The sequence below is a fragment of the Oceanobacillus sp. HCA-5259 genome (assembly GCF_037892815.1).
Lineage (GTDB): Bacteria > Bacillota > Bacilli > Bacillales > Amphibacillaceae > Oceanobacillus > Oceanobacillus indicireducens.
Map to the genome: position 1 here is coordinate 1 of NZ_JBBKBV010000045.1, position 14,684 is coordinate 14,684.

General features: G+C 39.0%; 17 protein-coding genes. 11 read left to right on the forward strand and 6 right to left on the reverse strand.

The genetic code is table 11. The features are described from left to right. The 3 genes from WKU33_RS16985 to WKU33_RS16995 form a co-directional block, all read left to right on the forward strand. On the forward strand, nucleotides 1-428 hold a 428-nt coding region (locus WKU33_RS16985; protein WP_340455722.1), incomplete at its 5' end, for a hypothetical protein. Nucleotides 429-980: 552 nt separating this feature from the next. Further along, nucleotides 981-1,994 carry an AraC family transcriptional regulator gene (locus WKU33_RS16990; protein ID WP_188856639.1) on the forward strand — a complete coding sequence of 338 codons (1,014 nt, stop codon included), beginning with the start codon at nucleotides 981-983 and terminating at the stop codon, nucleotides 1,992-1,994. A 133-nt stretch (nucleotides 1,995-2,127) separates the two neighbouring features. After that, on the forward strand, nucleotides 2,128-2,922 hold the full coding sequence (locus WKU33_RS16995) for an SDR family NAD(P)-dependent oxidoreductase (RefSeq protein WP_188856638.1): 795 nt from the start codon (nucleotides 2,128-2,130) through the stop codon (nucleotides 2,920-2,922). A 272-nt stretch (nucleotides 2,923-3,194) separates the two neighbouring features. Here WKU33_RS16995 and WKU33_RS17000 read toward each other — a convergent pair whose 3' ends face one another. Continuing rightward, nucleotides 3,195-3,719, reverse strand: a complete 525-nt coding sequence (locus tag WKU33_RS17000) for a GNAT family N-acetyltransferase (protein WP_340455725.1) — start codon at nucleotides 3,717-3,719, stop codon at nucleotides 3,195-3,197. 336 nt (nucleotides 3,720-4,055) lie between these two features. Between WKU33_RS17000 and WKU33_RS17005 the strand changes: the two genes are divergently transcribed. Next, nucleotides 4,056-4,745, forward strand: a complete 690-nt coding sequence (locus WKU33_RS17005; RefSeq protein ID WP_340455727.1) for a DUF4097 family beta strand repeat-containing protein — start codon at nucleotides 4,056-4,058, stop codon at nucleotides 4,743-4,745. A 74-nt stretch (nucleotides 4,746-4,819) separates the two neighbouring features. Here the strand turns inward: WKU33_RS17005 and WKU33_RS17010 are convergent, their stop codons facing one another. Then, the gene (locus tag WKU33_RS17010; RefSeq protein WP_156856110.1) at nucleotides 4,820-5,005 is read right to left on the reverse strand and encodes a hypothetical protein; all 186 of its coding nucleotides are present in this window, start codon (nucleotides 5,003-5,005) and stop codon (nucleotides 4,820-4,822) included. Between the two features lie 143 nt (nucleotides 5,006-5,148). Between WKU33_RS17010 and WKU33_RS17015 the strand changes: the two genes are divergently transcribed. The 7 genes from WKU33_RS17015 (at nucleotide 5,149) to WKU33_RS17045 (ending at nucleotide 9,695) form a co-directional block, all read left to right on the forward strand. Next, a complete protein-coding gene (locus WKU33_RS17015; RefSeq protein WP_336253323.1) occupies nucleotides 5,149-6,084 on the forward strand; it encodes an SDR family oxidoreductase in 936 nt (311 codons plus the stop codon). 526 nt (nucleotides 6,085-6,610) lie between these two features. Further along, nucleotides 6,611-6,862: a hypothetical protein gene (locus tag WKU33_RS17020; RefSeq protein ID WP_340455729.1), complete on the forward strand. Its 252-nt coding sequence runs from the start codon at nucleotides 6,611-6,613 to the stop codon at nucleotides 6,860-6,862. A 50-nt stretch (nucleotides 6,863-6,912) separates the two neighbouring features. Next, the gene (locus tag WKU33_RS17025; protein WP_340455731.1) at nucleotides 6,913-7,272 is read left to right on the forward strand and encodes a hypothetical protein; all 360 of its coding nucleotides are present in this window, start codon (nucleotides 6,913-6,915) and stop codon (nucleotides 7,270-7,272) included. A 26-nt stretch (nucleotides 7,273-7,298) separates the two neighbouring features. Then, complete coding sequence (locus WKU33_RS17030) at nucleotides 7,299-7,649, forward strand: DUF3139 domain-containing protein (protein WP_340455733.1); 351 nt, start codon at nucleotides 7,299-7,301, stop codon at nucleotides 7,647-7,649. A gap of 203 nt (nucleotides 7,650-7,852) precedes the next feature. Beyond that, nucleotides 7,853-8,392, forward strand: coding sequence for a DUF1572 family protein (locus WKU33_RS17035; RefSeq protein WP_340455755.1), 540 nt, complete (start codon nucleotides 7,853-7,855; stop codon nucleotides 8,390-8,392). Nucleotides 8,393-8,504: 112 nt separating this feature from the next. Continuing rightward, nucleotides 8,505-8,891, forward strand: a complete 387-nt coding sequence (locus WKU33_RS17040; protein ID WP_340455735.1) for a VOC family protein — start codon at nucleotides 8,505-8,507, stop codon at nucleotides 8,889-8,891. An 87-nt stretch (nucleotides 8,892-8,978) separates the two neighbouring features. Further along, complete coding sequence (locus tag WKU33_RS17045) at nucleotides 8,979-9,695, forward strand: dihydropteridine reductase (RefSeq protein ID WP_188856634.1); 717 nt, start codon at nucleotides 8,979-8,981, stop codon at nucleotides 9,693-9,695. 265 nt (nucleotides 9,696-9,960) lie between these two features. Here WKU33_RS17045 and WKU33_RS17050 read toward each other — a convergent pair whose 3' ends face one another. From WKU33_RS17050 to WKU33_RS17065, 4 genes are all read right to left on the reverse strand, one after another. Then, nucleotides 9,961-11,940, reverse strand: coding sequence for an acetoacetate--CoA ligase (locus tag WKU33_RS17050; RefSeq protein WP_340455737.1), 1,980 nt, complete (start codon nucleotides 11,938-11,940; stop codon nucleotides 9,961-9,963). Nucleotides 11,941-12,058: 118 nt separating this feature from the next. After that, entirely contained in the window at nucleotides 12,059-12,916 is an 858-nt protein-coding gene (locus WKU33_RS17055; RefSeq protein WP_340455739.1) for an aminoglycoside phosphotransferase family protein, read from the reverse strand. Between the two features lie 28 nt (nucleotides 12,917-12,944). Next, the gene (locus tag WKU33_RS17060; RefSeq protein ID WP_336253320.1) at nucleotides 12,945-13,766 is read right to left on the reverse strand and encodes a TIM barrel protein; all 822 of its coding nucleotides are present in this window, start codon (nucleotides 13,764-13,766) and stop codon (nucleotides 12,945-12,947) included. A 51-nt stretch (nucleotides 13,767-13,817) separates the two neighbouring features. Beyond that, nucleotides 13,818-14,639 carry a polysaccharide deacetylase family protein gene (locus WKU33_RS17065; protein WP_336253319.1) on the reverse strand — a complete coding sequence of 274 codons (822 nt, stop codon included), beginning with the start codon at nucleotides 14,637-14,639 and terminating at the stop codon, nucleotides 13,818-13,820. Nucleotides 14,640-14,684: the final 45 nt, after the last annotated feature.

Consider the following 14,684-nt stretch of genomic DNA (forward strand, 5'->3'; position numbering starts at 1 on the left):
GGAGTAATCTCCCTAAAGAAATACCTAAAGACTTTAACTTTGTTTTAAATTATGGCTACGAGGCAAGAGACATTATAAACACATATGAAAATACCTATACCAAAAACATGATTTCGAATGATGATAAAACGGTAGAAATAAAATTTTCAGATGAGGAAATGCAAACAATTTACGAGGAAATGAAAGAGGCTGACATATTGAATTCAGCAGAAAGTGCTTCTAAATCTCAATGTGCGGATCCTCACGAAATAAACAAACTTAAAATTACAATGAATGGCGAAATTTATCAAAGAGAATGGATTACATCCGATTGTGACAAAGTACCTGATAATAAATTAAAAAACTTCGTAGAATTTGTACACCGAGAGATTATTATGATAAAAGAAGAGTACAATGAATTACCGGAACCTTCAGGTGGTTATGATTGAACCTTAATTGCTTTGTAAATATAACTGATTTTTAGAACTCTTAAACTTAAAACGATTGGGTGCTTTACTTCAATAGAATTAATGCCTTTTTTAATCAGCAAGTAATCAAAATTCGAGGTTGGATCCAAAAGTGGTCCAGTCTTTTTGTTTGGTCCAATTCCCTCCAATATGCAGGTTTTTTTGTTTCGCAATCGGGCCAAATTGTGGAGTATAGACATATTAAATACCGGGTAAATTAATTTAATGCCAAGGTCAATTTGATTATAATGAGTGGCTTCCGATGAGTAGGTACAAATAAAAAAAGTACTAGCACATTTTTAAACCACTTAGGTAAATAGGATTTTTTAGGGGTTTTTTACAGAAGCTGCCTGTATGAACGGTAGCTTCTGTACCTAAACGATTTTATTCGACGTAGTTAGCAAGTAAAATGTCGTCCTTTGCTAGTTACAAGGCGACATTGAACAGGTAATATAATATCTGTCCCGTCAACTAGACAGAACGCAAACACACTCAAAACTAGTGAATGTGTAGATAGCTAAAGGAGGGCCTGTTATGAAGTCTCATACTCGTATTAAAATCCCGGCAGGATTTTGGGCAGGCATACATCAATTAGGGATTGCTCCTCACGACGTCGCTCGAAAGGCACAACTGCCGCTCACCATTATTAATGAGCCAGTTGTCACCACCGATCAATATTTCGCGATTTGGCAGGCTTATTCAGATCTCATTGATGACACTGCCGAAGGAATCATCAAGCTTACGACAGTCTTTGAAACAGCGCATTACCCACCCGCCGTCTTAGCGACTTACCATGCTCGTAACTACCGTGACGCTCTAAAACGAATGGCACGGTACAAACGAATGTGTCCCCCTGAAAGCTTACGTATCACCGAGGAAGGTGAGAACTGTACAATTGAACTAGATTGGTTATATACCGAGCAACCAGGTCCACCGCTGCTCGTTGGAATTACTCTGGCATTTCTTTTGGAGCTTGGACGTCGGGGCACAGGTCAACCGTTGATGGCGAGATTTGTCGAATTTACGCACTCGATGGGTGACATACAGGCACTTGAAGCTTACTTCGGCTGTCATATCCGGATTGGTGCAGATTGTAACAGGTTGACGCTACATCGAGGAGATCTGGACCTCCCTTTTGTCTCGTACAACGAAGAGTTGCTGGAAATTCTGACTCCCGTACTGGATAAATCGTTGGGTGAGCAGCAACACAGTCATTCAATCACCGAAATGGTCAAGTGGATCATGAAACGTAACCTTGCAGGAGGGCGCCCTGATATTCAGACTGTCGCAAGCGAGTTGGGGATGAGCAATCGTACCTTGCAGCGCCGGCTTACTGACGAAGGCACCAGCTTCAAGCATCTTTTGACACAAGTCCGACATAACTTGGCTCGAGAATACTTGGCAGACCCCACGTTCGATATTAAAGAAGTAGCCTTCATGATTGGATATGAAGATCAGAACTCGTTCTACCGCGCCTTCCGCATTTGGGAAGGTGATACTCCCGCAAATTGGCGTACTGAACATTTAGGTGCAGACTCGATACATTAACTTTGTATTAAAAGTGAATTTTTTAACACTATATTAAAAGAAGGAGAACCTAATATTAACTACAAAAGAATAGGAACTTTTTTTATATTAACTTTTTATAATCATAAGGATAAATTAGGAGGAGAAATATGTTATGGATATGGGGTTAAACAATAAAACGGCTTTAGTTACTGGATCAACGAAAGGTATAGGTAAAGCGATTGCCATTGAACTTGCCAAAGAAGGTGTCAATGTACTAATTAATGGACGAAATTATGAAGAGGTAGAACGAATTGTAAATGAAATTAAATCGGATTTCCCGGCTACCTCTCCTCAAAATGCTACTGCTGATATTGTCGATATGGGGCAAAGAGAAGCTTTATTTAAAAAATACCCCACTATTGATATTTTAGTTAACAATATGGGTATTTATGAAATTATGCAATATGAGGACATTGATGATGAAGTATGGGAGAAATACTTCCGCACTAATGTTCTTGCTGCAAATGGATTATCTAAATTTTATTTACCTAAAATGTTAAAAAATGATTATGGTCGCATTATCTTTATTGCAAGTGAAGAAGCAATTATGCCTTCAGGACAAATGCCTCAGTATTGTATGACAAAATCAATGCTATTATCGTTGTCAAAAAGCTTATCTAAATTAACAATAGGAAGAGAAGTTACAGTTAATACGATCATGCCAGGACCAACACTCTCTGAAAATGTGCATCAAATAATTGAGAGTATATACTCTAATGATGATATGACTTTTTCAGAAAAAGAGAAAGAATTTATGACTACAAACCTACCTCAATCTGAAATACAGCGATTTATCAAGCCAACAGAAATAGGTAGACTAACTACGTTTGTATGTAGTCCTTATGCATCCGCATTTAAAGGTTCTCCAATCCGTATGGATGGGGGGATGGTACCGACTATTTTTTAACATTTTTCTATTTCAATATTGTATATAAGTTTAACAAACGTATAACAATAGGATGCTCCAATACTATAGAATTGGGGCATCCTATTTTCTTTCTTATTCCACGATCGGGCCAGATTAAATAATTCGCAATACCGTTTCATTTTTTATAAAAAAACATAAAAAAATCTCCTTCCTATTACATTAACAGGAAAGAGACTTTTTTGTTTTCAATAATAAATTCATAAATAGTACGATTGTTTTTCATTGCTTCATTTAAATCTTCACCTCGTTTTTTAATTTAAATCTGAAAGCAACATTCCATACTTAATGCTATCTGTCCATTCACCTTTATTCCAAAAATCCTGAATGAAATGAGCTTCTTTTCTCATACCAATACGCTCACATAATTTTTGTGATGCCTTATTTCTTGCATCAAGGTTAGCTTGTACACGATGTACACCAAATTCATAAAATAGTTTCTTAACTAAACTACTCACGGCTTCAGTTGCATAACCCATTCCAGAAACTTCGTTAGAAAAACAGAAGCCAATTTCAACAGTATCTTTAATATCTGTATACCATACAGATAAATCGCCAATTACTTTAATTTGGTTTACTACTGCTAAACTTAACATTGATTCCTTTGTGAGTGAACTATTCCCAAGCTTTTTATTAAATTCTTCCTGTAAATTTTCATGAGTCCACTTATCATGCAAGAGATATTTACATGTATCTTCATTATTATAAATGTTAAATACATCATGTAAGTCATTACTTTTAAATGGTCTAATTGTTAATCTTTCAGTTTTAAATTCCAAAAAACTCACCCTTTCCTTATCCTGCAAAATGACCCGATTACTGAACTATAACTTTTTAATAAAGTTTATAATTTCATTATATATTTAAAAGAAGATGTTTTCTCATATATTGAACTAATTATTCTCTAATAATTATAGTATAGATAAAAAAAGTTTGATTAGGTTTTGTGACTATTTAGAATTTGATTTCCATATTGAGAGCTCCACCTCCAATTTGATTGTGCTCCCCGCAATCTCCGTCCCCAGTCGGACAATCTTTCAACCGCTAGCATGTTGGGATAATATTCATTTCTAGTAAACTAAGGCTAACAAAATGAAATATACGAGGTGATAGCGATGGCTGATTTTTTCAGTTCGATGGGAGATCCAATTGTTCAAGAAAACATAGTGGAAGTGGAGCGGGTGAAAGAGCTTGCTGTAAATTCTGATGTTACGAGCGTCCATTTTTCAGTTCATGATAAGAAACGAGTTGATATTGTGCTGGAAACGTTTGAAAAAGGAGAAGATCTTGCTGTTCGGCTTATAAATGAAAGATTGGAAATTAATGTGGGGATACCAAGAAAATGGGGGATCTTTCAGATGAAAAAGCGGTTTGGTAAGCTCACGATATATTTACCGGAACAATTTGCCGAACGATACGAGGTGAAATGTTCCATTGGCAATGTGCGAATGGCTGATATGATTTTCAAGCAGCTTGAGATGAAGACAGGTGCAGGAGAAGTTGAGATTTGTGCCATCAGTGCTAAATATCTAATGCTCGAGTCAGGTGCGGGGAATATTGAATTTCATGTGGATGGGGAAGATGATCTCTTGATGAAGTCAGGGGCTGGAAATATTCACGTTCATTTTCCAAATCCTGAACAGTTAAATGCAACAATCGAAGCAACGGCTGGACTTGGTAGTGTGCGGACGGATTTACCTGTAGGGTTTGAGAAATCAGGGGAATTTTCAAGTGTATTGGGAAACGGTGAGAGAGATTTGAAATTTACCGCGGGGGTTGGCAGTATTAAACTTTCCAAGGTGTGAAGATGTGAGCGAAAAGAACCCATCATTTGATACTGTACTGGGACATCAGGGTCTGACCCCGTGTCCCAGTTTGACTAGATAATAGGATAATTCTCTTCATATCGTGGATTATAATAATAGGGTGGTCTTGGTCCGATCAAGGGCATGGTAAATGTTTGTGGATTATCATCATATAACAATTGCACTGTTTTATCGGAATGATTGATTAGTAATAACTTTACTTCTGGATTATAGTAATGCAAACGATACCCTCCTTCCATAGGTCACTCTTTCACTTTATTCAACCTAGGTAATGATTGAGCCCGTACAAGAGCGATAATTTTAATATCACCAACAATGACCATGCACTTTAATAGTATCAGCAACATAACCTAGGGCAAATGACTATTTCAGGGAGGTCACTATGTCTCTAGATCAGCAGAAAAACAAAAACACGGACGGACGCGATTATCCAATGTATCCCAATTACGGGAAAATAACGAGATACGAAGAAATCCCGATTACAGTTCCTGAACAGCGGCAGTTACGTCAACCAGGTGTAGAGAAACTGATGGTTCCGCGGCCAATTATCGAAAATCCAAATTATAAAGGCAGCGATAAATTAAAAGGAAAAGTAGCTCTTATCACAGGCGGTGATAGTGGAATGGGGGCAGCAGCCGCTATCGCTTTTGCAAAAGAAGGGGCGAATATTGCGATTGCTTATTTAGATGAGCATGAGGATGCGAATCGGACAAAGAGAAGAATTGAGGAGCTTGGACAAAGTTGTTTATTGCTGCCTGGTGACTTGCGAGAAAAAGAGCAGTGTATCGACATTGTAGAAAAAACGATTCAAAAATGGGGACAGCTTGATATTTTATGTAACCATGTCGGAATTCAATTTCAACAATTGAGCTTGCTTGATATTTCCGATGAACAATTTGATGATACGTTTAAAGTAAATATTTACTCGCATTTCTTCACCACTCGTGCAGCACTTCCTTACTTAAAAGCAGGCAGCTCCATCATTAATACATCCTCTGTTGTGACATACGATGGGAATGATCAATTAATCGATTATACAGCAACGAAGGGAGCTATTATTGGGTTTACCCGTGCGCTTGCAAATAGTTTGATCGATCAGGGGATCCGGGTAAATGCTATTGCGCCAGGACGGATTTGGACGCCACTCATCCCGGCGAGCTTCTCTGCAGATGAAGTGACATTAGCTGGGAACCCGATGCAACGTCAAGGACAGCCCTTTGAAGTTGCACCAACCTTTGTCTATCTCGCATCAGATGATTCACGCTTTGTGACAGGGCAAACACTTCATGTAAATGGTGGGCAATGGATTTCATCTTGAAATAAAAAAAGATACCGCATTAAACAAGAAGCCCTTGACGAGGAGGCTTCTTGTTTTTATAGAGCTTAGATCATAAGAAATTCAACTTTCGCAGTCTGAAACAGTGAGCTATCCTTCCTCTGGTATAATCAGTGCAACTAGTAATTCATTGTAGCTTTGGGCACGATTCCAAGAATCAAGAGAGTAGAGACGTTTTAACTTTTAATTGCTCATTTGAACAAATTCTGAATTCATTCAGGCGATAAGAGGTGCTCTAATCCCCCGGATGAGCAAGATTAGAATTTGTTCAGGCAATAAGAGATGCTCTAATCCCCCGAATAAACAAAAATCGGGTTTGTCCGGGCATATAGAGATCTTAACCAACATCTGAAACACTTACCTTATTCAATTTCGCGCAGTTAAGCTGTCCGTTTAGCGAATATTATCCAGTGGAAGAGAAAGTGATTTTAAAATAATTATTTTTTCTAAAGTAAATAGGTCATTCAATATAGTTGGGTTATACCATAATTAGGAAGAGAGACGACGCATGCAATTACAGCAAAAGAATTGGAAAAAATATGACCATTGGGGCTGGAAAGAATTCGTATTACTAATGCTAGTTGAATTTGGATTGATACTTGGAGTGGTCAAGCCTTTTATTCAACCAATTGGCGAGTTTGTGAGTTGTCTAAGGTTGAGGGTTGCCACATCTACTAATTTTGACCGAAGAGTGAAACTTTACATTGACGGAAACGTTAGAAAGGAAGCGTACATCAAGGAAAGTTTATCATCTGAATAAAATAATAACAAGGAGCTCTTGGTCGTGAAAAAATTTTAATGGACTTATTTATGTTAATTCTAGCTATAGCTGTGATTTTAATCGCGGCGAGACATCCGACGGGTCCTAATACTGTTTCGTATGATGAACCACTTGGTTTGTGGTTGTCCATTGGAATGGCTGTTATTCTTTTTTTACCGGGGCTTATTCTAGCTTTATTCAATAATCGGACTGCAAACATTATATTTATCGTATTTCAAGCAATTGTAGCAATTGCATTTCTAGGGATTGTACCAATTGGGTTTATTTTCCAGAAAAGTATTGGAGTAAGTGTCGTTGCAATTCTAGGTGTGCTAATCAGTATTGCGTGCATTGTAATAACAGCAAGAAGCAGTTTGAAAAGAGAAGTTAAAGCTCTAAATATAAACTAGGGAAAAATATACAAGGGGAACTCTTAATGCAAAAGAAACTGATATTTATTAGTCTCATTACCGTTGTCGTGATAATTGCAGCTATTCCAGCTGGTTTTCTTTATGTACTAAATAATGGAAACCCATATACGAAATATATTGCGAATAAGCACGTGCCAGCTTACCTTGAGGAGCAAGGCTATACTGATAGAGAAATCGCTGACGCACATTATGTAGAGCCGAAGCATTTGATTAATAGAGATTTTTATCACGGGCATTATATGGTTGTTTTCAAGGATGAACGAGATATAACTTATTATTATGGAGTAACGAAAAAAGGGGAAAGAGGTAAAGCAGTTTTGCGAGAAAGATATTCTTCTTCCAAATGGTGTTACTGATATTTTTGAAGAAGCTACGAAATATAGTGAAAAAGAATGCCACCATTCACTTGATAATAGATAAGGATAGAACATATTTCACATCAAGTTAATTGAAATAGAGAATTGTGGTATTAGACTAGTGAGGAAAACCAGATGTTATGAATAAACTAGCTTCTGGATTCTTTGAACTAATTTACGAAACAATGGAAGGGGAGAATCAGTTGGAACTTGGAAAGGAATATTTGAAAATCGTAATTGATAGGTTTCAAAGCGTAAAAATCCTAGGGGACAAAACGATAAATCAGTTATCAGAACAGGAATTACATTGGAGTTATAATAGCGAGTCGAATAGCATTGCTGTTATTGTTAAGCATGTAAGTGGAAATATGGTTTCAAGATGGAGCGACTTTCTAACGACAGACGGTGAAAAAGCTGACAGGAACCGTGAGCAAGAATTCATAGATGACATTTCGAGGAAATTAGACATCATTACTTACTGGGAAAAGGGCTGGAAAGTTTTATTCGATACCCTTCATGGCTTAGACGAGTTGGATTTAATGAAGAATATATCTATTCGGGGAGAAAATCATTTGGTTATGGAAGCGATCGAAAGACAAGTAGCACATTATGCATATCATGTTGGCCAAATTGTCTATATCGGTAAGCAATTGAAAGGGGAAAACTGGAAAAGTTTAAGCATTCCTAGAGGAAAGTCAGAGGAATATTTAAAGGAAATGCTTAAAAAGCAAAAAAGAAGTTAACCTCTATAACTTTTAATTATCTCTTTATATAATAATTATATATTTTATTTATTTACCAATTTTTAGTAAAGTTAAACTAGCGGTTGATAATGAAAAATACGGAGGAATTCACATGATTATTGGTCTGCATCATGTTCAAATTACAATATCAAAGGGCATGGAAACGGAAGCGAAAAAATTTTATTGCAATGTCTTAGGATTACCTGAAATTGAAAAGCCGGAATCTCTGCAAGGGCGCGGGGGATTTTGGCTAAAAGTAGGGGACAAAGAGATACATGTTGGAACAGAAGAGGACTTCGATCGAACAAAAACAAAAGCTCATGTAGCTTACCAAGTGAAGGATATCACATATTGGAGAAGGGTTTTAGAAGAGAATGGTGTCGAAATTATAGAATCCATACCAATCCCCAATTATGAGCGGTTTGAATTTAGAGATCCTTTCGGTAATAGGGTGGAGATGCTGCAGGAAATTTCGCATGAAGGAGAGTTAAATTATTGAAGAATCCATCCATTTAATTGAGAATTGTTATCATTTAGTGTATATTAAATGGTAACAATCCAGATTATGGAGTGAGGAGAATAAGTCATGCAAATATATTGGACTAAAATAAATAATATTATAGAAGAAACACCAGAGGTTAAAACCTACCATGTCGATTGCCCGGAAGGTCTAACATGGGAAGAAGGAGCCCATATTCACTTGGCACTGGAAGGATTTAATGCGGGAGATAAGCCAAACCGCAGTTTAATTCGCCACATGTCCATATCCACTTTACCTCATGAAGCTTCTATCGGTATTACTACACGCATTAGAGAGCAGTGTTCGGAGTTTAAAGCGAATTTAAGAGCGCTTGAAGTCGGCGATGAAGTTGCCATTTTTAAAATCCATTCGAATGTACCGCTAAAAAGAGAAGACAAAAATGTTTACCTGTTGTCATCAGGTGTCGGGTTGGCAACTTTCAGACCGCTTGTACTTGATTATTTCGACCGTTCTGACAACGTTAAACAAATCCATTCCTTAAACATCGATTCATCAAGAAATTTCCTATTCCCAGATATTTTTGCATCCGCCCCTGACAAGAAGTTCACATCACAGTTTGTCGATAACCGTGAAGATTACTATGGAGAGGTGAAAAATCTTGCTGAAGATAGGGATGGCCTTTTCTATGTTGTTGGCAGTGACGAATTCCTCAAGCAGAACATTGCAGTATTGCAAGAGCGGGGCATCAAGCCAGAACAGATTATGCTCGACAAACGTGAACAACAATTGCCTGAGTTTTTATCACGTATTAACGGTCTGTAATTCCCCCGCCTCTATACATGGAAGGAAGCCCAAGATGTGAAGGTTGGGGATATACAGTCCGTAAATACCTGATTCTGTTCAACTAACATTCAGTGGGGGGGTAAGGAATTCCCCACTGAATGAAGTTTCACTTTATCAGTTGATTTGCCAGTTTAGGAAGTTCATTCATTCACTATGCGTGAGTTCCCTTGGCTAGGATAGTTGGTGATTAGCATTAAAAAACAGGGCTTGGGGATTTTATCTCCAAGTCCTGTTTCCAGCTCTATTACAATTCTTTCGCAAACTCCAAAAAGTAATCCAGCGCTTGCTGATTGCCTAGCGAACCTTTATTTACAACGCTTTCCGCTGGTTGACCCATCAGAATCTTCTTTACAGGTACTTCTAGCTTTTTACCATTTAATGTTTTCGGCAAGTCTGGTGCTGCATAGATACCTGTTGGAACATGACGCGGTGAGCAATAATCCCGAATCTGTTTCTTAATACTTGTCTTTAACTCATCCGTGAGCTCGTATCCTTCTTTTAAGACGATAAATAATGGGGTATGGGAATCCCCGGAAGGTGACGGGATATCGACGATTAAGCTGTCTTCAATTTCTGGGATCTTATCAACAGCACGATAAATTTCACTCGTACCAATCCGGATGCCCCCCCGATTGATTGTTGCATCCGAGCGTCCATAAATGACACAAGTTCCCCGGTCTGTCACTTTGATATAATCTCCGTGACTCCAGATTCCATCATACAAGTCAAAATAACTTTCATAGAGACGCGTTCCATCTGTATCATCCCAGAAGAAAATAGGCATCGCTGGGAAAGGTTCGGTTAGCACAAGTTCCCCGACTTCATCAATATGGGCATGGCCAGCTTCATCAAAACTTTCCACTTTTGCACCGAGACCACGGCATTGCAATTCCCCGGCATAGACTGGTAAAACAGGTGCTCCAATAACGAAGGCTGTACAAACATCGGTGCCGCCACTGACGGAAGCAATCCAGAGATCCTCTTTCACGTTATCATAGGACCATTTGAAACCTTCAGGCGGAAGAGGGGAGCCAGTCGAGCTAATATTCTGTAATGCGCTTAGGTCAAATTTCTCTTTCGGCTTAAGATCTTCTTTCATGCATGCTGTGATGTAGCTTGCACTTGTTCCGAAGAGGTTCATATTCGTATCTTGTGCAAGCTTCCAAAGCGTATCGGTGGATGGATATGCAGGATTTCCGTCATAAAGTATGATCGTTGTTCCCGTCAGCAAGCCGCCGATTAGGAAATTCCACATCATCCAGCCTGTTGTTGTGAACCAGAAGAAGCGATCATCCTCACCTAAGTCACAATGGAAGGTGAGCGCCTTCAAATGTTCGATTAACATACCGCCTTGACTATGTACGATTGGTTTGGGCTTTCCAGTCGTGCCGGAAGAGAATAAGATCCAAAGCGGTTCATTGAATTCGACGTGTTCAAACGTTAAGCCTTTTGTTTCTGTATTTTCTGTAGCCTTTTCCCAGCTAATTGTTTTTTTCAGCTTGCTAAAGTCAGCATCGGTTTGTAAATAAGGTATCGTGATGGTTGCTTCAAGAGAAGGGATTTCCGATTGAATCGATTGGACAGTCTCCAGTCGGTCGAACTCTTTCCCGCCATAACGGTAGCCATCTACGGTGAACATAACTTTTGGTTCGATTTGTTTAAAGCGGTCTATGACACTTTGCGTTCCGAAGTCAGGTGACGCGCTGGACCAGATTGCTCCTATGCTTGCGGTTGCAAGGAAGGCGACAACGGTTTCATAGTTATTGGCGCTGTAGCTAACGACTCGATCCCCTTTTTGCACACCGAGTTTCTTCAATGTTTGTTGGATGGCTAAGGTGTCCTCGTACAACTTCCCCCAGCTCACTTCTCTAAGTTCAGGTCGTACTTCGGATGTATGGATAATTGCCGTTTTCTCTGAATCTCTATTTCTAAAAACATGTTCCGTATAATTGATTTTAGCACCTTCAAACCATTTCGCACCGGGCATTTTCCGTGCAGAGAGGACGGATCGATAAGGGGTGCTTGATTCGATATCAAAGTATTCCCACATCGCTTCCCAGAATGCTTCCAGTTCGGATACGGACCAATCCCATAGTTTGTCATAGCTATCAAATGAAAGGTTGCGATTTTGTTGCAGCCAGACCATGAAGTGGTTCAGATTGCTGTTTTCTTTTCTCTCTTGTGTTGGTTCCCATAATAATGTGCCTTCTTGAATGCGCTCCATCTGACGACCTCCTTATAGTTGCGTGAATTACTATCATTATATGAAAACGCTTGCTGTGTGTAAAGGAAACCTTCTATATAGGATAGGAAGAGGATGATTGCCCCTTAAACACAATCTGTCACCCGAGAAGTTGATTTAAGGCAGTAATATTTTCCATTAAAAACCTTTTGTTTTTTTCCAATCCTCGTCGTTTGCACCAGCCGATACTGTTAAAAGCATCGGTGAAGCGATAAAATGGCAGTACGATTTCTAAATTAACTAAGGGCCTTACACTGTTATATCCATTTGTATATGCTTGCAATAATTTTTCATCATAGCTTAAATAATCCCGGTACAATTTAGTAAAATCCACTTCTGTAGCTCCAAATCTCACACTTTCAAAATCGATTATTCCAGAAACGTTTCCATTATTAATTATTATATTTGCCGGTCGAAAATCCATATGAATAAAACTTGGGCCATCGGGTTTCGGCAGCTGATTTTTCATGAACTCAAATTTGTTTAGAGCCTTTTTAAATAAATGATCATCTATTATTTCTTTTACATCCTCTGCAAAACTGTAAAATTGTTTTTCAATAAACAAGGGCCAATTAGCAAATTCGTTTTGAACCGTATGTAATGGATGTGGTGGCTCGATGCCATGCATGGATGCATGTACAACACCAACTTGATAGGCTGTTGCTTGGGAATCGTTTTCCGACAGGGGCTGTCCCTTTAATGCAGATAACAAAAGAGCGCCCGGTATTTCCTCATCACCGGACCAAGAATCCAATAATTCCGGCATGGGGATGATTCCTTTTAAAATGTGATAAGCTTCCAGTTCCCTTTGGAATTTTAAGTTGGAATAAGGAATCTTTAAGAAAACATACTCATTATTTGATAATTGACATCGATAGACAGTAGAACTGTGTGAATCATCTACCTCATGAATCGTATCTAATTGTAAGTCAAATTGTTGAATGATACGCTGTAACATAATATTTCCCTCGCTCCCTATGTTCAGATTAGTTATTGATTAACTTCTTAACCCACTGAATACCCTCCTCGACAAAAGCTTTGGTAGGCTTGGAATGTGGGGTATGCTCGAAAACAAAAAATACATCGGGACTTTTAGCTAGCTGTTTGATTAGTTCTTTTACTTGAAAATGGGAATGGTCAGCTTCGTATGACGGGTGGACTGGTATCCATATATACTTCTCGCCACGGAACTCCACGTGATGTAAGTGAACGACTTTAATATGATCCCGCCATTTCTTCACATAGTTTAAAGCAGCGCTGCCGGTAGCGAGTAAGTAATCGCCAACGTCAATACATAGTCTAATCCCATATTTGTTCCAAGTCTCGAGAGGGAACCGGTCCAATGCTTGAATGCCAAAGGGAGAGCGGTTATGGCCCAGTTTCGGTTCACAGACGATCGGAATGGCATACCTTTCCTGAAGCTGATGAAATTTTTTCAGTCCGCTTTCAATAATATCTACTGTATCTGTATCCTTTTCTTCTTTAAAATATGGGAAGTGGACTAAAATATACGCTGCACCTAATCGGGCCATAGCCTCAACCTCAGATTCAAACTGTTCCCAAGCTTCCTCTGGTTCAAATTGCACCTTCTCCACTAGATCGTATTTACTCATGTGTCTAAGTAATGGTGAGTGGATACCATATGTTATGTTTTCTTGTCTCTTAAAATGTAAGAATTGGTGGAAAGCTGCTTCATCTGGAAATTCCCCGATTTCAATATGGTTGATCATTTCATAGGTGAACAAGTCTCGTAGCTTGCTGGGGTCGGATAAAATCACACTTCCGGAAAGTCCGATGGAATGGGCCATATCGCAAATACCTCCTTTTAGGGATTAAATACACCAAAGAAATCTTAAAAATCACTCTAACTTCTGATCAGCCAATAGTACAAATTCAAATCCTGCTGCTTGTAAAAGAGGAACTGCGGTACGCACACCCTCGGCTGTTCCGCTATTTGGCTGGTTCATATGCAACAACGCAATCGATCCTGCCTCAGCATCAAGTAAAGCATGTTCCACTTCCGCAGCAGAATACGTCGCGCCCGCATCTCCTAAAATATCAAAATTTACAATTTCATATCCTAAGTCGTTGGCAAGTTCCACAGCAATCTCATCATAAATGGCTGTTCCGGAGCGGAAGAGATTCATGTCACGTCCGGTTAACTCCTTTATGGTATCGTGATTGCCCATGATTTCAGCAAAAACCTCTTCCGCTGAATTCGTGCCCGGAATTCCCCAGGCCTCAGCCCCATCAACAGAAAGAGGAGCGTGGGTCGTTCCGTGGTTTTCGATTTGGAAAAGCGGATCATTTGCGAGCTCCAGGAAAGTCTCTTCGTTGTCTGAGATCCAGCGTTTATTTACAAATAACGTAGCGGGAATTTCATCGTCACGTAGAAATGTAATCAATGCTTCGTCATAACCGTTGCCGAAGTCGCCACCGCATGCGTCAAACGTCAGAGCAATTTCTTTTTTATCTGTAACGAATCGCGTTTTCACTCCTATGACATTTTCTCCCCATTCGTTAGGCTCGCGCTCATACGCTGTTAAATCAATCTCTGACTCTAGTTGTTCTTTAAATTTCACGTTTTGCACGATCCCTGCCACTTTTTTAGGTTCAGAAATGGTAGGTTCATTGCAACCCACGAGAAAAATTAAGCTTATAAGTAATATGATATATCTCATTCCATTAACCTCATATCTTCTTTTTTTATTTTGACAAAATTGAGG